Below are 21,362 nucleotides of genomic sequence, written 5' to 3'. Positions count from 1 at the left end.
CATGCCCCGCGAACTTACCCGGGAGGAGAAAGCGGCCATCCGCGCCCTTGTGGTAAAGTGGTGCGCCAACTATGACCGGGAGTGCGGGTGCCTGCCGCTGGACTGTGAGTGCTATATGCTGGGGAAATGCTGGACGGGTGCTTACTGCCGCTATTTCCGGGAGGCCGTCCTGCCCCTTGATCCGGCGCTGGCGGCGGCCCTCTTGACCGAGGGGCCCAGGCCGGATTTTAAGGTCTGCCCGGTCTGCGGCGGGCCCGTTCCCCCGGATCGGCGGCAGGCGTACTGCTCGGCGGTCTGTGCAAAGAAAGCCCACCGCCGCCAGCAGAGGGAATATATGCGGAAAAAGCGGGGCTGGGGTGTTGACAATTAGGCCCCTTAAAACCCGCTTGTATCAAGGCTTTCCGGGGCCTGTTTTGGGGCGGGCCGTATCAGAGTATGGCCTGCCCTGTTTCGGCCCGGATGCTGTCAACATTTACGCTGTGGCGCTTTGGGACAATTTGTCCCGAAGTGCCTGCTTTTTAAGGAGGTGCCGATCATGGAAAAAACACGCATACAGGAACTTGCCGACCAGGAGGCGATGCGGCTTTACCGGGAATTTCATGCCCCGATCCCCGCAAGCCCCCGGGAGCGGAAAAAGCCGTTAGACAAGGTAAAAGAGCCGCCCCGGGCCAGCCGAAGTCTGGAACGGGAGGAACGATGACAAAGAAACGCCGCCGCCCGATCCATCTCCATGTAATGGTGTCGGAGGAGGAGCAGGCGCTGATCCGGGAACGCATGGCCGAGGCGGGCATCCGAAACATGGGGGCCTATATGCGGAAAATGGCGCTGAATGGGTATGTGCTCCATGTTGACCTTTCGCCCGTCCGGGAGCTGGTGTCGCTCCAGCGGCGGTGCTCAAACAATCTCAATCAAGTGGCAATCCAGGCCAACACCTACGGCGGGATCTATCCTGAGGAAATGAAAGCTCTGCAACGGGACTATGAAAAGCTGTGGGGGCCCTTGTCCGATCTTTTGAAAAAGCTGTCTGCTATTGTGGAGCGTTAGTCCTGCCGGGGAGCGGTTTTGCCGTTCCCCGGCTTTCACTACTTCGGGACACTTTGTCCCGAGGTGCTGAAAGCCGGAGGCATCCTTGTTGTCCCTCCGGGACAGAGGTATAATGATTATATAAGGATAAACCGTCACCAAAAATGAGGAGGTATCAAGCTATGCGGATCATTCTGAAAATCATCGCGGCTCCTGCTGTGCTGGCTCTTACGCTGATTGTCGCAGTTCTCAATTTCAGCGTTTCCCTCGCGTCCTGGGTGCTTGGCATCCTGTCCCTTGTCCTTGCGGTGTGCGGCCTGTTCGAGCTGTTCATTCAGAGCAATCCACAATGGGGGATCACCGGGCTGGTGCTTGCTTTTCTGCTTTCTCCTTTCGGGCTGCCCGCCGCAGCCGAGTGGCTGGTCTGCAAGCTGGATGATCTTACCTACTCGTTAAAGACCTTTATTGCGGAATAACGCTTTGGGACAATTTGTCCCGAAGTCCTTTGCGGCGGCTGTGCTCCAGCCGCCGTATTTTTTCAGAAAGGGGGCGCGGCTATCGCTACAACTTACATCCGGCCCTACAAGGTAGCGGCTGGAAAAACGGCTGTCCAGACGATGGAGGATCGGTTTGCCTATGGGCTCAATCCGAAAAAGATAGGGGCTGTGTCTGCCTACCTCTGCGATCCGTCATCGGCCCCCGCTGAGTTTCTTCTGACGAAAAGCCAGTACCAGGCGGAAACGGGCCGGGCCGTGGAGCGCGGGGCCCTGTTCTTTCAGATCCGGCAGGCGTTCCCTCCTGGCGAGGTCACGCCGGAGGAGGCAAACAAAATCGGCTATGAAACAGCCATGCGCTGGACAAAAGGCAAGTACCAGTTTTTCGTCTGTACCCATATTGACAAGGGGCATCCGCATAACCATATTTATTTTAATTCCACGGCCCAGGACTGCTCCCGGAAGTTTCATAACTTCATCGGTTCATCCTTTGCTCTGCGGCGGCTCTCTGACCGGGTGTGCATTGAGCACGAGCTGTCTGTTATCCAAAATCCGAAACAGCACAGCAAGGGCCGCTTTCTCCATTATGGCCAGTGGATCGGGGAAAAGCCGCCCACCGCACAACAGCGGGTGCGGCTGGCCATCGTGGAGACTCTGGGAAAAAAGCCTGTCGACTTTGCGGCCTTTCTGCGGCTTATGGAGGAGTCCGGCTTTGCGGTGAAGCATGGGCGGGGCGGCGTGATCTCGTTCCTGGCTCCTGGGCAGGATAAGTACACCCGCCTGCGGGCTTCTGTCCTGGGCCCAGGCTTTGATCCCGATGACATCCGGGCGGTGATTGCCGGGGAGCGTCCTATCCCGGAGATCCCGAAGGACGGCCCGGCTCCGCCCCGGCGTGTCAATCTGATTATCGACATTCAAGAGCGCATGGCACAGGGCAAGAGCCCGGCCTATGCGCGGTGGGCCAAAGTTTACAACCTCAAACAGATGGCCGCCGCGCTCCAATATCTCCAGGAGCACAAGCTCACAGACTATGAGGAACTGGCGGCCAGTACCGAGGCGGCGGTGGATCGCTTTCACGCCCTGGCTGGGGAGCTTCGGGAAACCGAAGCGGCCCTCTCCCATACAGTACAGCTCATGGGCGCTACGGTGGATTTTGCAAAAACCCGGCCCGTGTTCGATGGCTATAAGGCGGCCCGGTACAGCAGAAAATATTTGGCCCAGCATGAAGCGGAGCTGGCCGCATACCGGGCGGCGAAAGCTGCCATGAATGATCTTTTAGGCGGGGCGAAGCTCCCGAAAATGGACGCGCTGAAAAAGGAGCGCCGGGAGCTCTCCGAAAAGAAAAAGGCCCTTTATGCGGAATATCGCAAGGCCCAGGCGGATATGCGGCAGGCCGTTGCGGTCAAGGCAAACATTGATTATCTGCTCGGCCATACGGACGGGCGGGAAAATAAGGCCCAGGAGCGTTAGCCCGGGCCGCATCCAACAGGCGCTTGCGCCGGGACTTTGGGACAATTTGTCCCGAAGTCCAGCGGGTTTGGGGAGCTCCCCAACAAGCATTTTCACGGGCCTGCGGCCTGTGAAAATTTCGGAGTGTGGCCACACCCGAATTGCTTGCCAAAACGTGCAACCCGCAACATAGTACCGGGTTTTCAAAGTGTTGAAAAGAAAGTTGCCAGCCGCTTTGGGCGACTGGCTGATTGCATAAACTCCATAGATTATTTGCTGTCTTTCGCCAAACGACGGATATTACCTAAAATCAACATAATGTCATCATCGTTCAGTTTCTTTAATTCAGCAATAGTTGTTTCAATCAATGCAGAGTTTTTCGATGAAGTGTCAAAGAATTGGGCGGGCGTGATACCGAAGTAATCGCAAATCTGTAAAAATTCCGTCATAGGCGGCAGTGATCTGCCGGAAGAAATGTTATACACATAACTTCTGCTGTGGCCCAGATCATAGCTCATTTGATATTCTGATACGCCCTTTTCTAACCGTAACTGTGTGATGCGGTTACGCACAAAACTTGGATCAACCATACGCCACTACCTCCAAGAAAAGTCTATCGGAAAATTGTGGTCGATTGCTCCAAAAATATACGTTTATATCTCTTTAATAATCCACTAAAATATGTTATAATCGTAATAAATATGTTTTTGACCCTAAATTGCAGAACTGAAAAGCAAAATACTCCATGATACTTGTGTTTAGCTTTATAATGTTTTATAATTTAGGGTAAAGTGAAAAATAAAAATGGATAATATTTTTCCGTAAGCCAGTTCTTAACGGCAAGAGTTTTGCTGAGAAAGAAAATGAAGGAGGAAGGAATAATGGATCAGGTGTTCCCTTTAGCAAAAAAGAATAGCGAGAAGTTCGATAGTTCTCGTTGGGGCCTAACTTTGGTGGCTTTGGCAGTGATAGGGGTATTGACTTGGCTTGGAAATGGTGGTCAGGGTTCTCGGTGGTGGAGTTTCTTTGGGTGTTTTTTATCATGGATTGCTATTGTTTTTAAAGTTGTCATGGCAGATGAAGAATGGTACCTCCTGTTGGATACACATAAAGAGCGGGTACTCAAATGGATTTCTACTTTGCTGGGATTTGTAGGCTACACCCTTGGGTTTGTCTATAACTTGGCTTATACTGCCTTATATAATCGGAGTCACTATGACTTTGGGGAAGAAGCAGAAAATGCCTTTATTTCTCTGGGATTACTTTTTCAGCGCAGCCCTCTTGAGGCTATCATCTTTGTGGGAGCATCACTTATTTTTGCAATCTGTTTTTTGAAAGTTTTACGAGCGATTGCTAAGGGCTACAAGGATCGCAGGTATCAAATCAAACAAGCGCTCTTGACGGTGGGGCCTGATGGCAAAAAGTACCGGGTACCGCTGGACTTAGATACAGCTTTTGAGATATTGGATAAGGTGGAAGAGGACAACAGTATCCCGCTTCGGCTTGTCCAAGAGAGGGTTGGCGATCTGATGTACGAGGATTTCAAAGCCGATAAGTGGAAAATAAACCGGCCTGCAGGGATGGATGTGGCAAAATTTGCCGGGAATTATGCGTCCCTGTGGATTCAGAAGGTCGAAGCGATATACTCGAAAATCATTCTATTCTGGTTGAATTACCAGCAGTATGACAGGGCTAAGCGGGATGCAGATCGGCTGATGGAGATCGCCGAGAAACACAGTGAGGAACGCGATGGGATGACTACATTGTATTTGGCACTGAAGTTTCACAGGCTGGTGTATGCAGGGCTTCCCGATAGTGAAAAAAATCCTGATGTGGAAGCTAAGTACGAGAAACTCTGGCAGGAGGAAAAAGCAAATTATGATGCCTGGGTAAAAGCTGCTCCTGCTCGTCGGGCTGCGGCGGAAAAGGCAATGCAGGAGATGCAATTGGAGGCGGAGTACCAGGAGGCGAAGCGTCAGATTCGAGCCGAGAAAGAAGCCAAGCTTCGGCACCAGTATGAGGCAAAAACGAAAGAGGTGGATGACTGGTTCAATGCTATCGCGTCCGCTCAGGACGGCACTGTATATAGTGATTGGCATGACTCTCGCATCCCCGTGGATGGCGTAGATGCTGACACCTACCGCCGCCGAGAGTTCCTGCGGGATGAAAAGAAAGACCAATATCGAAAAGAATATGAGGAAGCTCTCCGCGAGTTGGATGATGATGAATAATTGAGAGTGGATACAAACAAAATACCGTTGTATGATAAGAGCGCAAGCAATCTGTTGATTGCTTGCGCTCTTATTTGACTGGCTTAACGAGCAAATAATTAACATTTCATTGGAGGGCAGAAAGTACACAACAAGGATAAACACTTTGGGACACTTTGTCCCAAAGTTAATACTTAAATACACAAACCGGGAACATCGAATGATGTTCCCGGTTTACACTAGGTTCTTACGGTTTGAGCAGATAATCTCTGACAAAATCTACACTTTCGTTGAGACTTGATGTGAAAAAGAATTTGTCGGCGGCTAAAGATTTTTCTTTGAGCAAGGTCAGCGCTTTTAACCGATCTTCCTTGCTCATGTCTGATTTTTCCGCTAGAACAGAGATTTCGTTTATGTCATAAACAATTTCTTTATGTTCTTTTATCAGATATTGAAAATTTTCTACCAACTGGGCAACTACCGGGTATTCTTCTTTTAGCGTGTTCAAAGAATCTTCTGAAATGGCGACAATATCTTGCGGTGGGAGCAACAGACCCGGTATATAGCAAAGTTTTTCCTCTGGAATAGGCCGATCAAATAAAACAAAGGTCTGCATGACAGGCTCTCTCTCATCGGTAGCGGCGGAGGTGATGGCGATCCCTTTCCGGTAGAACACTCTGGGGGTGAGATATTTCTTGTAATTGGTGTATAGGAAAAAGAAATTCCCAATATCATCCGTTAAGGTAATTGCAATGTTGTTATTGAATGTTGATAGTATCGGAACTCCGTGGAGTTCCTTTTTTAATGTTCGGATGCCCTCTTTATCAACAACATCGCTTTCGATTGTTAAAGTAGCGGTGAAACTTCCTGCCTGAGAAGTTTCTATCTTGAGCCGCATCTTATGCAGAGCAGAATTGCCTTTTTTGTTCGAGGATAGATACCCATAATAGGTTCCGAGGTATGCCGTATCATCCAGCACCTTGAATTTAATGGAATCCATCATGGCATCAGCCGCAGGCATAGGCTTTTCTTTATTGTCCGGCGGAGACAGAATATAGGCCGTGTCCAGTTTCCAGTAGCGGCAAAGCGCCAAAACACAAAAGAAATCCAGAGTGTAGCCCTGCATACTTAATGTCTTTCTCAAAGTGTCATAATTCAATTCAAATTGCTGCCCATCGTTTAGTATTTTGAGCAGGCTATGGTAATTTCCTCCCCGCATGACAAAATTGTCATACTCAACATTGAGCCGCTTTTTTACTTCCTCAATCTGCCGTTTCTTTTCGATTGCTAACTCGCCCATAAAATCCATCCCCTTTCTTTGAATAATTGTGTTTCCAAGTAAATTATACTGCTAATTTAGAATTTGCGCAATACAAAATATAAAATAGAACTTGAATTTTAGAAACCTGAAGGCTCCGCGTTTTAATGCTAAACCGCCCCTTGCTTTGTAGAATTTTAGACAAGAGGAAGCAAGGAGGTGTTAAAGGATATGCAAACCATAAACCTGCGAAATTTTTACCCATTCTATACGCATGACTTCTTCATTGAAGTTTCTGACGAAGTAGCTGAAGAACTTCGCTCCAATATCCGATACGAATGGAATTATCAACGGAAACTCACACGCCATAAGGCGCAATATTCTTTGGACTGTGATGATGGCATTGAATTTTCGGCTTGCCTGCATGAACCTACACCCGAGGAATTGTTGGAGAGGAAGGAGCGTTTTCTTCGCCTTTGGAACGCGCTGAACTCTTTGCCGGAGATCCAGGGGCGCCGGATTGACGCCCATATCATTCTCGGTAAGAGCATAAAAGAAATTGCCCAGGTGGAGGGTGTGCATGAGGAATCTGTTCGACAGTCTATCAAACGAGGGCTTGAACGAATGAAAAAGACCTATTGATTTTTTGTTTTCCCACTTGGAATTGATGCAAAAATGTCTTGGTTATCAGAGAAGGTAATAATCTTCTCAACATAGTGGCCAACTCCGACTAAGCGCGGAGGCCACACATTTTAAGCGGGAGCGTCGCGCCGAGTATTGTTGTCTTATGACAGGTCAAGAAAATGAACTTGGCGCTCCCGCACTTAAAAATTTTTGACCGGCTTTGAGACAAAGTGTCCCGAAGTGCAGTCATTTTATCAATCTAAGCAAGGAGGTTTTACCGTGAGATTAACTGCACAGGAACTTGAACAAATGAAAAGCGTTGACATCGGCACCGTAGCTGCTGGGTCATTGCCCGATGTGAGCGGTATGACCTTTGATAATGCGCTTTCCCGTGAGGAGCGCATCACCCGGTTTATGCAGGCGGTGAAAAATCCCTATTGTTTCTGCATTGGCGGTGTTGGTGTGAAAATTGAATTTGCGGAAAGCGGGCCATCCCTCCAGGACGCATTGACGGCCTTTCTGCTCCGTCAAAAAAGCGGGCTGTAACCTCGGTTACGGCCCGCCCCGCTTCGAGACAAAGTGTCCCGAGGCAGAGCCATCCTTGTTGTCCCTATGGGACAGAGTTATAATATAAGTGTAATGTGATAGGGAAGGAGGAACAATGTCAAGAACAAAAAACAGAGGGTTTCAACAGAGTTTCTCTCCCTCTTATACGATCCGGCGCTGGCGACTGGGCGAATATATCCGGCTTTCCAAAGAGGATTTGAAAAAAGGGAAAGATGATAGCAACAGCGTGAAAAACCAGCGCGACCTGCTCAATGATTTTTACCAAAAGCACCTGGAGGAATTTGAAAGCGTTTCTGAATATGTGGACGATGGACACACAGGAACGGATGCCAACCGCGAAGATTTTCAGCGGCTCCTGGCCGATGTAATGAGCGGCAAAATCAACTGTGTTGTGGTAAAAGACCTTTCCCGCTTTGCCCGGAATTACAGCGATGCGGGAAGCCTGATTGATAACCTGTTTGTGCAGATGGGTGTCCGATTTATCAGTCTCGCGGAAAATGTGGACAGCTATCTTAACCCGGACAGCGTTTCCAGTATTATCGTTCCAATCACAAATGTTATGAACGATCAGTACTGCTATCAGACTTCAAAGAAAATCCGCCAGGTATTTGACTACAAGCGGCGCAACGGCCAGTATATCGGTGCATTTGCTCCCTACGGCTATATGAAGCATCCAAAGGACAAGCACCAGTTGATTATTGATCCCGAGGCGGCTGAAACGGTCAAGCTCATTTTCTCTCTGTTCCTTAAAGGAACATCGAAACGGGCGATTGCTCTGTATCTCAATGAACACGGAGTGCCTAGCCCATCCGCATACAAACTGGAAAAGGGCCTGCCTGTTTCTACAAGAGGATATGACAATCCCATGTGGGGAGCCCGTATGATCCATGCCATTCTTGTAAATCCAACTTATACCGGGGATTTGGCACAGGGCCGGAGCCGAGTGAAAAGTTACAAGGTACATCAGATTGAAACAGTACCCCGGGAAGAATGGGTGGAGATCTCTGGAACGCACGAGGCCATTATCGGCTATGAGACTTTCGACAAGGTACAGGCTCTCTTACAGCGTGATACACGCACTTCCCCCAAAGGCCGGGAAGTCCACCTGTTTAGCGGTTTCCTGAAATGTGCCGACTGCGGGCGGGCAATTACAAGAAGTGTAGGTAATCACAACAATGTGTATTATGCCTGCTCCACCTACAAAAACCGTTCCCGGACGGCCTGCACAATGCACTCTATCAAGCATAACCGTCTGGAGGCCGCCGTACTGTTTGCAGTGCAACAGCAAGTACATCTGGCTGTCTCCTACTCGGAAATGATTGCCCGTATCAACACAGCTCCGGTCAAAAAAAGTCAATCCATCCGTTTGGAAGAATTGATTGCCACGAAAGAGCGAGAGCTGACGAAAATCAACCGCTACAAGCAATCTCTTTATCAGGACTGGAAAGATGGGGAAATTACCCAGCAGGATTACCGGGATATGAAAGCCGACTATGAACGGCAGGCCATCGCTCTTACAGATGTACTGGCCCGATTGACCGCTGAACAAGCAGAACTGGCTAATGGCGTAAAGAATGAGCATCCCGCGCTTATGGCATTTACGAAACATCAAAATATCGACCAACTTTCCCGAGAACTTCTCGTTGAGCTGGTCGATCATATCAAGGTTTATGAAAACGGAAATATCAGCGTAAAATTCAAATTTGCTGACGATCTCCGCAAGATTGCCGAGTACATTGAAATTAACACTTCTGAAATTCCCGCCGTAGCGGGCTAAGTCCCGCTACACACCCCTTTGACAGTGTGTTTTCCTAATAGGATTTAATCATAGGATCTTGAAGCACAAAAGCAATATTGTTATAGAGCGTTTGCGAGGAAATATCTCTTAAATCAACACCGCCCAAACAAATGGAACCGCTTTGTGGATCGTCGAATCGCGCGATGAGAGTAGCAAGGGTAGACTTGCCAGATCCGGAGGGACCAATCAAAGCCGTAATGGTATTTGGCTTCAGAGTAAGGGTGACATCATTTAATGCTCGGGTGTCTCCGTATGAATATGTAACATTCTGAACCTGTACCGTAAGACCATTGGGCTGTTTTGGAGAGTTTGTCTCAGGGATGACAGGAGTGTCCATGATGTTGCAAAGACGGACTGCGGCGGCTCCTGCCATCTGATAAGACCATGTTGTATTTGCAACAGAGCTGATTGCTACCGGTAATACAATTGCAATCAGCGTACAAGCCAGAACCTGAGGAAGACTTGCAAAACCGGCTACAAAGAGCAATGCCCCTCCACCGAGATTTATAAGCAAAAGCAATGGAACTGAAATAAGTTCTCCCGCCACAGAGCAAAGCCCAATCAACGGTGCACACCACTCCCAATAGGCCTGGGAAAAATCTTTTGTAGCTTCTTGATAGTTCTGATGGGCCTCTCCTGTCTTTCCAAAAGCCTTTACCACTTTAATGCCTGCTACCAGTTCAATCATACTGGAAGAAACCTTAGCCAGATGCCGGTTCATTTCCGCAGTCTTGGGGCCCATATCTTTCATGGATAGTCCTTGTAGAAAGAAATACAGCGGGATGGTTGCAACACCAACCAGGGCCAGCCGCCAGTTTACCACAAACATAAAAACAAGCAGCACCAGCGGCGACAAAACGCCATTGAGCACATCAACCGGCGCATGGGCCACTACTGTATGAACCGTCTTCGTATCGTCCTGCACTGCATTTCGAATTTTGCCGGAATCCGTTTGGCTAAACCATGCCAGCGGGACACGACTTAAACGACTTACAATTTGTTGACGTATGACAAAACGCAACTTCATATCTGCAAAGTGTGTGATAATTAATGACAATGCATGGAAAAACAATCTTGAAAGGAATGCCATGATCAGCAGTTCAACAACTTCATGTACTTGCTCCGCACGGAGCTGTTCTCCTGCCATTTGAACCGACAAAAAAATATCGCCTAACCACACTAAGGCTAAATAAGGGACAAAAGCCAATAGCGCCGAAAAAATTGTCAATACCTGAGCTATTGTCACCCATACTTTTATTGGCTTGGACAGACGTTTCATCGCAGTTTGCCCAGCCTGATTATTTTGGTGGTCTTGTTCCTTTACTACAGACATAGGATTACCTCCTCGCTTTTCAAATGCAACTTGTACAGTTAACTTAGGCTAATCATATAACACATATAGATTAGCAATTCTTTTTATCTGTTCCAACCCAAAATATACCTTCTTTAGCCCAAAAATTCTAAAACCATTTACAAATCGGTCAATTTCACTTTCTTCTATCTCTCAACCTACGACTTGTGGTACAAATCATAGTAGAAATTGTGAAAAGTATGGAATACTCCACTTTGGGTTCCATGGTCTGCGTCAAAAAGCTGTCAGGATTCTTCGCAGCGTTTTCCGCGTTTCTTTTGTCCTTTTTCTTCAACACTCTTGTGACAAGGCCGGGGCAGCGACTAAGCAGCCCGCCTGCCAGCAGGCGCAGAAGGAGGGGCGTCCAATCAAAATGAGTGGTCGCCAGCAGTCCCCAGCCGTTGGCGGAGAGGCCGTATTTCTTGCCCACCACACCGACAGCCACAAAGAACATGCAGCCGGTCAGATTCTTGGTGCCGCTGCTGCTGTCCCCTCCGATAAAGGAAAAGTGCTCCAGCATTTCCCGCTCAAAGTAGGTCCAGATTTCTGAATTGCCTGGACTGGTTCATGTGCTTCCGCAAAGAGTCGAAGTAATGCTAAGTTAATTCCCCAATAACAGAAAACCGGTCGAGATCTCATGCACGAGATCTCGACCGGTTCTTTTTTGTTGTATTTAGGTCATTTTGCAATGGTTCACAAAAATTATTCAGAGAACAATGATTATCAGGCCTTCCGTTATATTGTAATTGCTTTGACTGGAATTACAGAAAATGCGCAAAAATCTTACAACAGGTTAGCTACTCAAGTCGTTCAGTAAATGCTTCCAGACAATAGCCGACTTCCCGCACGGAGCGAATGTAGAACGGGGCATCTGGATTAGCCCGATACAGCTTCTCGCGCAGGTTGCAGATATGAAAACCTATCGTATTGTTTTCGTTTCCTGTAGTGAAATCGCCCCAGACCTGTTCGTAAATCTGTGCGTAGGTCAGCACACGGCCTTTGTTGGTGGCCAGCAGCAGGAGAATCCGATATTCTTTTGCGGTAAGCTGAATCTCCTGGCGATCCCGAAAGACCTTTCGTCTGCTTGGAAAGATCTCAAGACCAGGGAACGACACCATCGGTTCCTCATCAATCTCGAATTTTTCTATCTCAGGGTGGTTTTTGAGGATAGACAGGATCTGCTCCAAAACTTCCGTATCTCTTTCGTGCAGCTCCAGAATCATGACTCGTCCGATGATATCACCGCTTTCCCACTCAGTTTACGAGTTGCTTTCAGTCGCTCAAAGGTTTCCTTGCTGACTACATGCTCAATCCGGCAGGCATCCCGTTCGGCAGTAACAGGATCGACACCAGCTGCCACAAGTATCTCTGTAAAAAAGAGATGCTTTTCGTAGGTATCCTCGGCAACCTCACGGCCGAGATCAGTCAGGTGCAGGAAGTGATCTCCATCCATGAGTAGGAAGCCGCCCTTTTTTAGTGTAGCCACCGCATGGCACACGCTGGGCTTGGACACATCCATGTGCCGAGCCACATCCGCAGACCTCACCATGCCCTTTTTCTTTTGGAGAACAAGGATGGCCTCCAGATAATCTTCACCCGATTTGTGCAAAGGCATAGTCAGTCCCCCTTCTGTTATATAGGCGGCTATTTCCTGGACACTTCATCGCTGCTTGTCATTTGGCAGCCAATCCGCCGTCCAAGCCCCACTCTCTCGCAGGAATTCTCCGTCATGGGTGATAACCACCACACATAGTCCCTGCTCCGCCAACTCCCGGAGGCGTCGGCTCACCTCCAGCATGTGGCCATAGTCAAGTCCGCTGGTAGGCTCATCAAAGATCAGCAGCTCCTTTCCGCTGAGACAGCCATCTGCAACGGCCAGCCTCTGCTTCTGCCCGCCGGATAGAGCCATGGGGTGAGTATCCGCATACTGAGCCAGATCCATTCGGCCCAAGGTTGTCAAAGCCTCCTGCTCTGTGGCCGTATTTCCCAGCCGGATCTCTGCCAGCACGCTGTCTCCAAAAAGCTGGAGGTTCACATCCTGCATGATCAGGAACGCCTTCCGCCTTCTTTCCGTTCGGCTCAAAGGCTTTCCATCCCAAAAAATTGTACCGCTTTGTTCCTTCATCAAACCGCACAGACACCGGGCCAGGGTGGTCTTGCCTGCCCCGTTTTGGCCGGTAATGGCGGTAATTTGTCCCCTGGACGCATGGAAAGATACGCCCTCCCATACAGCCGCACCGTTATAGGTCGCCCGCAACTCCCGAACCATCAAGCCGTCTGCTCCAGCCGCTGGGCTTGGCTCAGGCGAGGACACCGGTACCTCCGCAATGCTCCGCAGTCCCATGGAGCGGCGTTCCTCCTCGGGCAGAGCGAGGAAATCTTTCCCGTTATATTCCCGTTCCAGCTGCCCGCTCCGCAGATAGAACACCCGATCAGCAAGATCCGCAGCGTACCAAAGGCGGTGCTCTGCCATCAACACGGTCTTTCCGCCCTTTTTCAACTGTTTCAGGATCTCCCGGAGCTGGCGGATACCCTCCCCATCCAGATTGGAGGAAGGCTCGTCCAGTACAAACAGCTCCGGCCCCATGGCCCAGGCGCTGGCGCAGGCAATGCGCTGTTTTTCTCCACCGGACAGAGCAAAAATGCTCCGCTCCAGCAGCGGTCCCACTCCGCAGACTTGGACAGCGGATTCCAGCGCCTGTGCCATTTCATCATGGGACGCTCCACGACTCTCCAGCCCAAAAAGCACCTCGCTGGTGGTGTCCAGATTGAAGAACTGGGACTTGGGGTTCTGAAACACCGAACCCACCGTCCGCGCCAGTTCCCACAGCGGGGTCTGTGCCACATCCTGGCCGCCGACCATAACAGTTCCCGCCAGTGTCCCACCTCCAGTATGCTGGAGCAGGCCATTGACAAGCTTGATGATTGTGGTCTTGCCGCAGCCGCTCTCTCCGGTGAGCAGGATAAGTTCCCCCGGTTTCACAGAAAAGGTGCAGTCCCGAAGGCTTGGCGTCTCCTTGCCCTCATAAGCATAGGTCACATGGTCAAAGATAATCATGGCAGCACCCCCTTGCAGCAGATTCCGCCCACGCAGAGAGCCAAAAACAGTAGTGTGACCACCACATCCTGGATGTGAAATCCGATGGGCCGCCAGGAGGACATCTTTCCTGGGAATTCGATGCCCCGAGCGGTGGCGGACTCGCTGAGTTCTTCTGCTGTCTGGGCTGCCCCCATAAGCATTGGTACATAAATGCACTCCAGTTTCTCCTCAAAGCCACGGATATTTCGAAGATTCATTGCATCCCAGATATGACGCAAATCCTGCCGAAGTGCAGGCAGAAAGCGCAAAGTCACCGCAAGGGTAATAGAAAAACTCCGGGGAGCACCCATCCTCTCCAAAGCAGCCATGAACTGGCTGACGCTGGTGGTGGCAATCAGATAGGCACCGCCGGCAATGCAGGGGAACACCAGAATGAAGTAGGTTACCGTTGCAAAGACCGTAGCCAAAGAGCCGGGCAGCAGCGGTAACAGCCAGTACTGTATCGCCAGGATAGCCAGATATGTCGCCAGCAGCCCTGCCAGCATGGTTCCTTTCCGTTCTACCAGAAAGAGAATCAAATAGGCTACCATGACACTGAGCTGGAAAACCGCAGGGCTCCAGGTGAATACCACCACATTGGCCAACAGCCAGATCAGGATCTTGGTTCGAGGATCAAGAAAAGAAGGGCGAATATTCTTCCTCATTGGGCCAGCCCGGCCTTGACAAAATGCTTACGCATGAGCTTCATACCCAGCAAGGAGCCCAGAACAGAACCTACCAGAATGCTCAGTACAATGACCCCGAACACCGGCCAGGTCAGCAGGCCCTCCATGGTGGCCATATAGCCAGCGTCCATCATCTGGGCGGCATACTCCAAATAGCTTTCTTTGGTAAACCAGAGGGGCAGAAAGTCCCCGATAAAGCCCAGATTGAAGCAGAAGAAGCCCAGCATCAGCCAGCCTTTCTTCCGGAACTGTCCAGCTCGCAGGCACAGCTCACACAGAATTCCTCCCACCAGTCCCGTGATGGGGAACATCCAGGTGGCGGCCACCAGCACCAAGCCGGTAATCAGGCTGGTGAGCAGGAAGGGGCCGTTTTTCCGCACCTTGGCCACCATCAGCATGAACACCGGCCCGATCAGAATGGCATCAATAAAGTGGGTAGCAAACCATACATAGGGGCTGACGCCGCCCACCAGCATAAAAAGAAAGCGGATGGCAATGCACACCGCCCCCAGTGCGCCGGCGGTGATGGCGTCTTTGGCAGTCAGTTTGCGTTTTCCCTGTTCCAATGATTGAGACATATTTCATTTCCTCCTGTCGGTAATCGTTAGGTATCGCTAACCACAAGACAGGATAGCATAACTGCTTGTCTGCTACCAACTCCATACAGGTGTTTTGGCTCCAAACAGCACTTAGTTTCTGAGCAATCATTGACGGCTCGTTGCCGGTCCGGTACAATCAAAGCCAGATCAAGTAACGGAGGCGCTGCTCATGTCCAATATGACGCAACTTTTTGATGCCAGCCGTTTCCCGGGCCATGTGAAGGTTCAATCCGCCGGCAAGGCTGCGGTGATGACCCTCTGCGGCCCGGAAACCGGAAGCCTGCGATTGTTCTCCCTATGGGATGGCGCAATTCTTTCCTTCAACCGGATCTATACCCAGGTCTGGCCTCTGGCGCAGAACGAGGCAGCCAACATCCTGCTGCTGAACTTCTGCCAGAAGGGGCGCTGTGAGGTGGTGCTGGAGGATGGACAGTTTGCCTTTCTCTCTCAAGGACACATGGCCGTAGGAACCCAGCAGGCTCAGGAGGAGTATCGCTACCCCAGCGGTCTCTATGAGGGTATCGAGTTGTTTTTGGATCTGGATTTGTTGGCCCATCGTCCCTATCCACTGTTTCAGGAGGGGGAAGTAAGCCCGGAGGGGATCATGGAGCACCTGCATACCTCCCGCCGACTGTATTTGGGACCCACGCCTGCCTGTGTGCAGACATTGCTGGATGACCTGTGGCAGCTTCGAGATTCGGAGGAAGTGGGACTGCTGAAACTTCTCTCCGCCCTGCTGCTTTGGAAGGTAGAACGCCAGCCTCTTGAAACCAGTCCCGCAGTCCGCTATTTTACCAGCTCCCAAGTGGCCATCGCCAGGGAGACACGGAACATTCTGTGCGCAGACCTGAGCCAGAACCATACAGCGCGGGAACTGGCGGAGCGGTTCCAGGTTGCCGAAACCAGTCTTAAGAATTACTTCCGCGGTGTGTTTGGAGAAAACCTCTCCACATTTTTACGGGAGGTGAGGATGCGCCGGGCAGCAGAATTGCTGCAGAGCAGCGAATTACGAGTGGCGGAGATCGCAGCACAGGTAGGCTACGAAAATCAGAGCAAATTTGCCGCAGTTTTTGTCCGGCACTTCGGTTGCCCGCCGCTGGAGTATCGCCGCAGGGCACACCTTTCGATTGCTGATGACAATTAGAGTCCATGTACAAGGCGTGGCTCTTTTTGCAAAGGACGCTACCACTGCTGGCTCTCTGTGAAAACAGACGGGCAGGTTCATCTGACGAATCCGCTGATGGACTTTCTTCGCGTTTCTCGGGACTACGGCTCTTATCCATCCGCAGCAGCGACATTGCCTTCACCATGGGCGCCAGAGGGCCGCTTCTGGAAAAGGCGGATCGCTATAATGGCGTGATTCCGGAATTCTGAATTATGACAAAAAGCGGTCATTGACAAGGATATTCTGTCAGCGGCCGCTTCTCTGTCTGCAGCCATGAACATTCTGGCAAGGGAATCAACTGGGCAGCAATTTGCAGTCCGTTTGATTTCTTTATTGGGATAGGAAGAGAAGGAATCGTTGTCAGTGCCGGGGAAGCATCTCCGCTTAATTGGACAGTCTTTGCTCAGCTGCCCACATAGCGGCATATTTTCCGCCTCTGGCCAGCAGCTCCTCATGGGTGCCGGACTCCGCAATGTTCCCGTCTGCTACCACCAGGATCTGATCCGCATTTCGGACGATAGACAGGGTATGTGCAATCATGATTACTGTCTTCCGCTCTGACAAAAGCCCCAGGATCGCCCGCTTGACCGCCAGCTCGTTTTCAATGTCCAGAGAGGCAGTGGCCTCATCCAGCAGCAGGATGGGGCTGTTTTTCAAAATAGCCCGGGCGATAGACAGACGCTGACGCTCCCCGCCGGAGAGAAAGTTTCCGTTTTCCCCAATAGGGGTGTCATAGCCATGCTCCAGCTTCTGTATAAAGCCGTCACATCCAGCCGCACGGCAGGCGGCCTCCACCTCACGGTCTGTGGCCGAGGGGCGGGCATGGCGGATATTCTCCCGAACTGTATCGTCAAAGAGGAACACCTGCTGATCCACCATGGAGATCTGCTCCAGCACCCGTTCTGCCGCCACGGTCTCAATGGACTGCCCTCCGATGGAAATCTCGCCGCTCTGCGGTTCGTAGTATTTGGCGATCAGATTGAGAATGGTGGATTTGCCGGAACCGGAGTCTCCTACAATTGCGGTGAGCTTTCCTGCCGGCGCCGTAAAGGACAGCTTCTTCAGCACCGGCTCTCCCGGCACATAGGAGAAGGAGACCGAGCGGAAGGTGATGTTCTGCTCAGCAGGATGGAAGGGCGCCATGGAACCTCTCTCCTCCGGTTCCGCCATCACCTGGAGGATATTGTTCTTAGAGACCATCAGGTGCTTCCATTCAAAGAGATCGATGGAAATGGCAGTGGTAAGCTTGGTCAGCAGAATGGGCAGCATGGAGACCATGAGATAATCCACATTGCTCAGCGTACCGGTTGCCCAGGGACCGGCTGCCAGTGCCATGATGGCCGGTACACTGCACCAGCTGAGAATGTTATACCCGAAGCCAATAGGGATGCCCTTTGCCTCGTACAGATAACACACCCGGCTGAACCTCCGCATCGCCTCGGTAGTGGCCTGATTCTGGACACCACCCATATGATAGGCACGGAAGGTCTGGATGCCGTCGATGTACTCCACGATGCTGCTGACCGTCTCGGCGCTGACCTCATGCTTGGCCACGCCGTATTTGGCCACAACGCGGAAGGAGAGCCACAGATTTGGGATCAATCCCGCTACGACCAAGAAAAGAATCAGCCCCGCCGGCAGATACACTTTGCATACAAAGCCTACCAGCATGGCGGCCAGCACCGCGTTTTTGGTGATGTTGCCGCTGGAGTGGGTCAGGATCTTCTCGTAGCTGCCCACATCGCTGGTCATGGTATTCACATATTCTCCCACCTGGCCCTGGGTGAAGCGGGAAAGAGGGATCTGTTTGAGTTTGTCACCCAGCCGAAGCCGCAGCCCTTTGGAAACAGCAGCTCCGCCCAGTTGAACCTGCGTGTAACCGGCGGCGTAAATGACCAGTCGAATCAGGAAGATGCCCGCAAGAAATGCAGTCAGCAGCCCGAGCCGCTGCGAACTCAGGTTATCCTCAGACAGCCCGGACAGAACCATATAAATGGACAAGTAGCTGCACCCGGACAGCAGCCCTTCCACTACCGTGAGGATCACACCGGAATAGAAGGCCCGATTTTTACGGAACACATTTGCCTCACGCATGCTGCACACCCCCTTCCACAGAATAGGCAATGGCACGGGCAGCCCGATAATCCGCCCAAGCCCTGCGATAGTATTCATTTTTCTCCAGCACCTCTTCATGGGTACCACAGCAGGTAATGGTGTTGTTCTCCACCACTGCCACCTTGTCGCACAACTTGATGGCGCCCAGCCGGTGGGCCACGATCACGACTGTCTTGCCCCGGCACAGGTTTTCAATGGCCCGGTCGATCTCCACCTGGTTTTCCGGATCAGCCGCTGAGGTGGCTTCATCCAGGATCAGAATGGGAGCGTTTTTCAAAATTGCTCGGGCAATGGCAATGCGCTGCCGCTCTCCACCGGAAAAACGGGAGCCGAAAGTACCCACCTTGGTTTCATAACCCTGGGGCAGCGATTGGATGAACTCATCGATTTGCGCCAGCCTGGCAGCCTCGCGCACCTGCTCCAGTGTTGCTCCCGAATTCATGCGGATGTTTTCCAGCACGCTGCCCCGGGTCAGAAAGGTCTTTTGGAACACCAGGGAGATATGGTCCAGCAGGTCTTCGTAGTCCAACTCCCGCACATCTCTGCCGCCGATGCGGACCGTTCCCTGGGTCGCATCGTAAGAGCGGGCCATCAGCTGGATCACGGTGCTTTTGCCTGCACCGGACACCCCCACCAGCGCAACCTTTTCCCCCTGCGCCACAGTGAGGGAGCAATCCCTGAGCACATCGGTCTTTCCATTGTAGGAAAAGGAGACATGATCCAGGGTAATGCCGCAGGTCTCCGGAAAGGCCGCGCCACCGGAAAAGGTGGGCAGTTCCAGGATCTCCTCCACCTTTTTCACACCGGAGAGCGCCTGGGCAAAGGTGGTGGCCAGTTTTTGCAGGGGCAGGATCTCGGTGAGATACATCCCGCCCACATAGGCAAAGAGCAGAAATACGCTGCCGGTAACGCTTCCCCGGAGGAAAAGCAGGCCGCCTACTGGAACCATCAGCACCATTCCGCACTCCACCAGCAGCAGAAAGGCGGCATAGGGCGGAGCCGTCTTGTGTGTGACCAGGTTCCAGATCCGGTTCTCCTCCTCAATGGCATGGGAAAACTTCTGGAAGGAGCGGCTGCCCATGTTATACGCTTTGATCAGCCGCATACCGGAGATGTACTCAATCATCACGGAATTAAAGCCTACCAGGGAGCGGTTGACATCGGACAAGACCCCCTTCATTCTTTGGAAGATGACCGCCATCACAATGCCGGCCAGGGGCAGCGGGATCAGAGAGACCAGGGCCAGAGGGGCATTGACGGAGAGCAGATACAGGAAAATCACAACCGGTCCTGTGAGATAGGCCACAAATTCCGGCAGGTTGTGGGCCAGAAACAGTTCCAACTTCTCGATGTCCTCATTGAGAACGGTCTTGACCGCGCCTGTGCTCCGCTCGTCCAAGGCTCCAAGAGACACTTTGGCAAGATGCTCCGTTACCATGCACCGCACTCGAAACAGCGCCCCATAGGCTCCCTTGTGAGACAGCACACCCGAAGTACCCAGTAGCACCAGCCTCCCCACGGTGCCCGCCGTGACCAGCAAAGCGCAGTCGGCGATAACTGCTTTGGTACAGGCGCCGGAGAGCACCGCATCCATCAGCCGGTAAATGCCGATATACGATGTGATGACCAGAATACCGCTGCCAAAGGCACACAAAACGGACAGGATCAGCCATTTCCGTTCCGGCCCGGCCCACTGCAGCAGCCGCATCACCGGTGATGGCCGTTTTTCTTTCATCGTCTGTTCCTCCTTCCCCCGGCTTGACGAGAGCGCCAGGAAGTGATATTTTAGTTAGCAGATACTAACCAACATCCATCCTACCGGCAAAACAGCGGTATCGCAAGGCTTTGGGCGCGGTTCCGGCTGATTGGGGTGGAGATGTGGCTGATCGAGGTGGTGACAGATTATGGCGGCAAATAAAGACTTAGAGCAACAATATGGCCAGGCGATGGAGGAACACGGGTTTCTTCCAGATCCGGAGAACCGGCGTTACGGCTCCATGGGGCTGTGCTGGCGGCACACCTCCCAGCAGGGCGGCGGTTTTTTCTGGACCTACGGGCAGCAGAATCTCTATACCATCAAGATCCATGATTTCTTTTTCCATGAGGATCAGCTGCTGGAGTTCCATTGGCCGGAGAGTCTCAGTGTCACCTGGTATGAATCCATTTCCGGGGAGGAGTTCTCCCCCTGCCGCCGTCTTGTTCCAGGCTGTGTCAAAAGTTTTATCGGAGGTCGGGAACCATACCGGGCGCTCATCCACAGGCAGATCCCCATCGTTTCCATTGGCGTGGAGATCACCCCGGCTTACTACCGGGATTATCTGCGCCGCCAGTTTCCCCAGGAGTATCAAAGCCTGCTGGAGTCTTTTCAAACGCTGGATCAGACAGAACACTTCCCGGAAATGGTGCAGCTCTTGAAACAGGTGCGCGACTACCGGGGGGAGGGGCTTCCCGCCCGTTTGTTTTATGATGGGAAGGTGGCGGAGGCGGTGGCGCTGGTGGCAGAGCGGCACCTGAAGCGCAAGAACCGCCGTTCTGTCAGTGCGGAGGATATGGTACGGCTGGCCGATGTGGCAGCCTTCATCACGGCCCACTGTGCGGATGAACTGCCGCTGGAACGTCTCAGCCGTATTGGCTGCATGAGTATTTCCAAGCTGAAGGATGCCTTCCATGTCCGGTATGGCTGCACGATTACCCAGTACATTCAGGGGCAGCGCACGGAGCAGGCTGGGCGGCTGCTGCGGGAAACCGACCTGCCGGTGAGCCAGGTGGCGGCTATTGTTGGGTATCAGAATCCCAGCCGTTTCGCGGAGATCTTCCGGCGAAACACCGGACGCTCCCCGGCGGAATACCGCAGAGCATGCTGCAACTACTTCACGGAAAAAACCGACATGGAAAGGAAAGATCCTTAATAGAAACCAAGAGGCCGCATGGGGAACATTCCGCC

General features: G+C 51.8%; 22 protein-coding genes. 11 read left to right on the top strand and 11 right to left on the bottom strand.

Annotation, left to right across the window (positions count from 1 at the left end; translation table 11 throughout):
* Position 1 precedes the first annotated feature (1 nt).
* The 5 genes from B5G03_RS03075 (at position 2) to B5G03_RS03060 (ending at position 2,987) form a co-directional block, all read left to right on the top strand.
* Positions 2-370: a cysteine-rich VLP protein gene (locus tag B5G03_RS03075; protein WP_087180309.1), complete on the top strand. Its 369-nt coding sequence runs from the start codon at positions 2-4 to the stop codon at positions 368-370.
* Between the two features lie 165 nt (positions 371-535).
* A complete protein-coding gene (locus B5G03_RS17560; RefSeq protein ID WP_164496664.1) occupies positions 536-700 on the top strand; it encodes a hypothetical protein in 165 nt (54 codons plus the stop codon).
* Positions 697-1,044: a plasmid mobilization protein gene (locus B5G03_RS03070; RefSeq protein ID WP_087180308.1), complete on the top strand. Its 348-nt coding sequence runs from the start codon at positions 697-699 to the stop codon at positions 1,042-1,044. The genes B5G03_RS17560 and B5G03_RS03070 overlap by 4 nt, the downstream gene beginning before the upstream one ends.
* Positions 1,045-1,205: 161 nt before the next feature.
* Entirely contained in the window at positions 1,206-1,499 is a 294-nt protein-coding gene (locus B5G03_RS03065) for a CD1845 family protein (protein ID WP_087180307.1), read from the top strand.
* Between the two features lie 141 nt (positions 1,500-1,640).
* Positions 1,641-2,987, top strand: a complete 1,347-nt coding sequence (locus tag B5G03_RS03060) for a relaxase/mobilization nuclease domain-containing protein (protein WP_087180306.1) — start codon at positions 1,641-1,643, stop codon at positions 2,985-2,987.
* A 248-nt stretch (positions 2,988-3,235) separates the two neighbouring features.
* Here B5G03_RS03060 and B5G03_RS03055 read toward each other — a convergent pair whose 3' ends face one another.
* Entirely contained in the window at positions 3,236-3,556 is a 321-nt protein-coding gene (locus B5G03_RS03055) for a helix-turn-helix domain-containing protein (RefSeq protein WP_087180305.1), read from the bottom strand.
* A 291-nt stretch (positions 3,557-3,847) separates the two neighbouring features.
* Between B5G03_RS03055 and B5G03_RS03050 the strand changes: the two genes are divergently transcribed.
* A complete protein-coding gene (locus tag B5G03_RS03050; RefSeq protein WP_087180304.1) occupies positions 3,848-5,197 on the top strand; it encodes a hypothetical protein in 1,350 nt (449 codons plus the stop codon).
* Between the two features lie 226 nt (positions 5,198-5,423).
* Here B5G03_RS03050 and B5G03_RS03045 read toward each other — a convergent pair whose 3' ends face one another.
* Positions 5,424-6,476 (bottom strand): hypothetical protein, encoded by a 1,053-nt coding sequence (locus tag B5G03_RS03045; protein ID WP_087180303.1) that lies wholly within the window; start codon positions 6,474-6,476, stop codon positions 5,424-5,426.
* A 189-nt stretch (positions 6,477-6,665) separates the two neighbouring features.
* Here B5G03_RS03045 and B5G03_RS03040 point away from each other — a divergent pair, with 189 nt between their 5' ends.
* The 3 genes from B5G03_RS03040 (at position 6,666) to B5G03_RS03030 (ending at position 9,402) form a co-directional block, all read left to right on the top strand.
* A complete protein-coding gene (locus B5G03_RS03040) occupies positions 6,666-7,076 on the top strand; it encodes an RNA polymerase sigma factor (protein WP_087180302.1) in 411 nt (136 codons plus the stop codon).
* 261 nt (positions 7,077-7,337) lie between these two features.
* A complete protein-coding gene (locus B5G03_RS03035) occupies positions 7,338-7,604 on the top strand; it encodes a DUF6870 family protein (RefSeq protein WP_087180301.1) in 267 nt (88 codons plus the stop codon).
* A gap of 115 nt (positions 7,605-7,719) precedes the next feature.
* Positions 7,720-9,402 carry a recombinase family protein gene (locus tag B5G03_RS03030; protein ID WP_087180300.1) on the top strand — a complete coding sequence of 561 codons (1,683 nt, stop codon included), beginning with the start codon at positions 7,720-7,722 and terminating at the stop codon, positions 9,400-9,402.
* 34 nt (positions 9,403-9,436) lie between these two features.
* On the opposite strand, the gene B5G03_RS03025 is transcribed toward B5G03_RS03030, so the two are convergent.
* The 7 genes from B5G03_RS03025 to B5G03_RS02995 all read right to left on the bottom strand — a co-directional run bounded on the left by B5G03_RS03025 (position 9,437) and on the right by B5G03_RS02995 (position 15,117).
* Entirely contained in the window at positions 9,437-10,756 is a 1,320-nt protein-coding gene (locus B5G03_RS03025) for an ABC transporter ATP-binding protein (protein WP_242962270.1), read from the bottom strand.
* A gap of 154 nt (positions 10,757-10,910) precedes the next feature.
* Positions 10,911-11,294, bottom strand: a complete 384-nt coding sequence (locus tag B5G03_RS03020) for a hypothetical protein (RefSeq protein WP_206423596.1) — start codon at positions 11,292-11,294, stop codon at positions 10,911-10,913.
* A gap of 277 nt (positions 11,295-11,571) precedes the next feature.
* Entirely contained in the window at positions 11,572-11,997 is a 426-nt protein-coding gene (locus B5G03_RS03015; protein ID WP_087180299.1) for a winged helix-turn-helix domain-containing protein, read from the bottom strand.
* Complete coding sequence (locus tag B5G03_RS03010) at positions 11,994-12,389, bottom strand: metal-dependent transcriptional regulator (RefSeq protein WP_087180298.1); 396 nt, start codon at positions 12,387-12,389, stop codon at positions 11,994-11,996. The genes B5G03_RS03015 and B5G03_RS03010 overlap by 4 nt, the downstream gene beginning before the upstream one ends.
* Before the next feature lie 45 nt (positions 12,390-12,434).
* A complete protein-coding gene (locus B5G03_RS03005) occupies positions 12,435-13,832 on the bottom strand; it encodes an ABC transporter ATP-binding protein (protein WP_087180297.1) in 1,398 nt (465 codons plus the stop codon).
* Positions 13,829-14,518, bottom strand: coding sequence for an energy-coupling factor transporter transmembrane component T (locus B5G03_RS03000; protein WP_058964282.1), 690 nt, complete (start codon positions 14,516-14,518; stop codon positions 13,829-13,831). The genes B5G03_RS03005 and B5G03_RS03000 overlap by 4 nt, the downstream gene beginning before the upstream one ends.
* A complete protein-coding gene (locus B5G03_RS02995; protein WP_077138554.1) occupies positions 14,515-15,117 on the bottom strand; it encodes an MptD family putative ECF transporter S component in 603 nt (200 codons plus the stop codon). Before B5G03_RS02995 ends, B5G03_RS03000 begins: the two co-directional genes overlap by 4 nt.
* 190 nt (positions 15,118-15,307) lie before the next feature.
* Here B5G03_RS02995 and B5G03_RS02990 point away from each other — a divergent pair, with 190 nt between their 5' ends.
* Complete coding sequence (locus B5G03_RS02990) at positions 15,308-16,282, top strand: helix-turn-helix domain-containing protein (protein WP_087180296.1); 975 nt, start codon at positions 15,308-15,310, stop codon at positions 16,280-16,282.
* A 405-nt stretch (positions 16,283-16,687) separates the two neighbouring features.
* Here the strand turns inward: B5G03_RS02990 and B5G03_RS02985 are convergent, their stop codons facing one another.
* Both B5G03_RS02985 and B5G03_RS02980 read right to left on the bottom strand, forming a co-directional pair.
* Positions 16,688-18,397, bottom strand: coding sequence for an ABC transporter ATP-binding protein (locus B5G03_RS02985; RefSeq protein ID WP_087180295.1), 1,710 nt, complete (start codon positions 18,395-18,397; stop codon positions 16,688-16,690).
* A complete protein-coding gene (locus tag B5G03_RS02980; RefSeq protein ID WP_087180294.1) occupies positions 18,390-20,153 on the bottom strand; it encodes an ABC transporter ATP-binding protein in 1,764 nt (587 codons plus the stop codon). The genes B5G03_RS02985 and B5G03_RS02980 overlap by 8 nt, the downstream gene beginning before the upstream one ends.
* Before the next feature lie 169 nt (positions 20,154-20,322).
* Here B5G03_RS02980 and B5G03_RS02975 point away from each other — a divergent pair, with 169 nt between their 5' ends.
* The gene (locus tag B5G03_RS02975) at positions 20,323-21,327 is read left to right on the top strand and encodes an AraC family transcriptional regulator (RefSeq protein WP_087180293.1); all 1,005 of its coding nucleotides are present in this window, start codon (positions 20,323-20,325) and stop codon (positions 21,325-21,327) included.
* Positions 21,328-21,362: the final 35 nt, after the last annotated feature.

It is taken from the genome of Gemmiger sp. An50 (genome assembly GCF_002161595.1).
GTDB lineage: Bacteria > Bacillota > Clostridia > Oscillospirales > Ruminococcaceae > Allofournierella.
The sequence above is the reverse complement of the archived record's forward strand: the minus strand, read 5'-3'. Positions and strand labels throughout refer to the sequence as shown.

What these genes read in the sequence shown, in the direction of transcription:
- B5G03_RS03010 (WP_087180298.1), bottom strand. Translation starts at nt 12,389, where the DNA reads ATGCCTTTGCACAAATCGGGTGAAGATTATCTGGAGGCCATCCTTGTT.
- B5G03_RS03015 (WP_087180299.1), bottom strand. Translation starts at nt 11,997, where the DNA reads ATGATTCTGGAGCTGCACGAAAGAGATACGGAAGTTTTGGAGCAGATC.
- B5G03_RS03000 (WP_058964282.1), bottom strand. Translation starts at nt 14,518, where the DNA reads ATGAGGAAGAATATTCGCCCTTCTTTTCTTGATCCTCGAACCAAGATC.
- B5G03_RS03055 (WP_087180305.1), bottom strand. Translation starts at nt 3,556, where the DNA reads ATGGTTGATCCAAGTTTTGTGCGTAACCGCATCACACAGTTACGGTTA.
- B5G03_RS02990 (WP_087180296.1), top strand. Translation starts at nt 15,308, where the DNA reads ATGTCCAATATGACGCAACTTTTTGATGCCAGCCGTTTCCCGGGCCAT.
- B5G03_RS03060 (WP_087180306.1), top strand. Translation starts at nt 1,641, where the DNA reads ATGGAGGATCGGTTTGCCTATGGGCTCAATCCGAAAAAGATAGGGGCT.
- B5G03_RS03030 (WP_087180300.1), top strand. Translation starts at nt 7,720, where the DNA reads ATGTCAAGAACAAAAAACAGAGGGTTTCAACAGAGTTTCTCTCCCTCT.
- B5G03_RS03020 (WP_206423596.1), bottom strand. Translation starts at nt 11,294, where the DNA reads ATGCTGGAGCACTTTTCCTTTATCGGAGGGGACAGCAGCAGCGGCACC.
- B5G03_RS03040 (WP_087180302.1), top strand. Translation starts at nt 6,666, where the DNA reads ATGCAAACCATAAACCTGCGAAATTTTTACCCATTCTATACGCATGAC.
- B5G03_RS03065 (WP_087180307.1), top strand. Translation starts at nt 1,206, where the DNA reads ATGCGGATCATTCTGAAAATCATCGCGGCTCCTGCTGTGCTGGCTCTT.
- B5G03_RS02980 (WP_087180294.1), bottom strand. Translation starts at nt 20,153, where the DNA reads ATGAAAGAAAAACGGCCATCACCGGTGATGCGGCTGCTGCAGTGGGCC.
- B5G03_RS03050 (WP_087180304.1), top strand. Translation starts at nt 3,848, where the DNA reads ATGGATCAGGTGTTCCCTTTAGCAAAAAAGAATAGCGAGAAGTTCGAT.
- B5G03_RS02975 (WP_087180293.1), top strand. Translation starts at nt 20,323, where the DNA reads ATGGCGGCAAATAAAGACTTAGAGCAACAATATGGCCAGGCGATGGAG.
- B5G03_RS03075 (WP_087180309.1), top strand. Translation starts at nt 2, where the DNA reads ATGCCCCGCGAACTTACCCGGGAGGAGAAAGCGGCCATCCGCGCCCTT.
- B5G03_RS03045 (WP_087180303.1), bottom strand. Translation starts at nt 6,476, where the DNA reads ATGGGCGAGTTAGCAATCGAAAAGAAACGGCAGATTGAGGAAGTAAAA.
- B5G03_RS03005 (WP_087180297.1), bottom strand. Translation starts at nt 13,832, where the DNA reads ATGATTATCTTTGACCATGTGACCTATGCTTATGAGGGCAAGGAGACG.
- B5G03_RS02995 (WP_077138554.1), bottom strand. Translation starts at nt 15,117, where the DNA reads ATGTCTCAATCATTGGAACAGGGAAAACGCAAACTGACTGCCAAAGAC.
- B5G03_RS02985 (WP_087180295.1), bottom strand. Translation starts at nt 18,397, where the DNA reads ATGCGTGAGGCAAATGTGTTCCGTAAAAATCGGGCCTTCTATTCCGGT.
- B5G03_RS03070 (WP_087180308.1), top strand. Translation starts at nt 697, where the DNA reads ATGACAAAGAAACGCCGCCGCCCGATCCATCTCCATGTAATGGTGTCG.
- B5G03_RS17560 (WP_164496664.1), top strand. Translation starts at nt 536, where the DNA reads ATGGAAAAAACACGCATACAGGAACTTGCCGACCAGGAGGCGATGCGG.
- B5G03_RS03025 (WP_242962270.1), bottom strand. Translation starts at nt 10,756, where the DNA reads ATGTCTGTAGTAAAGGAACAAGACCACCAAAATAATCAGGCTGGGCAA.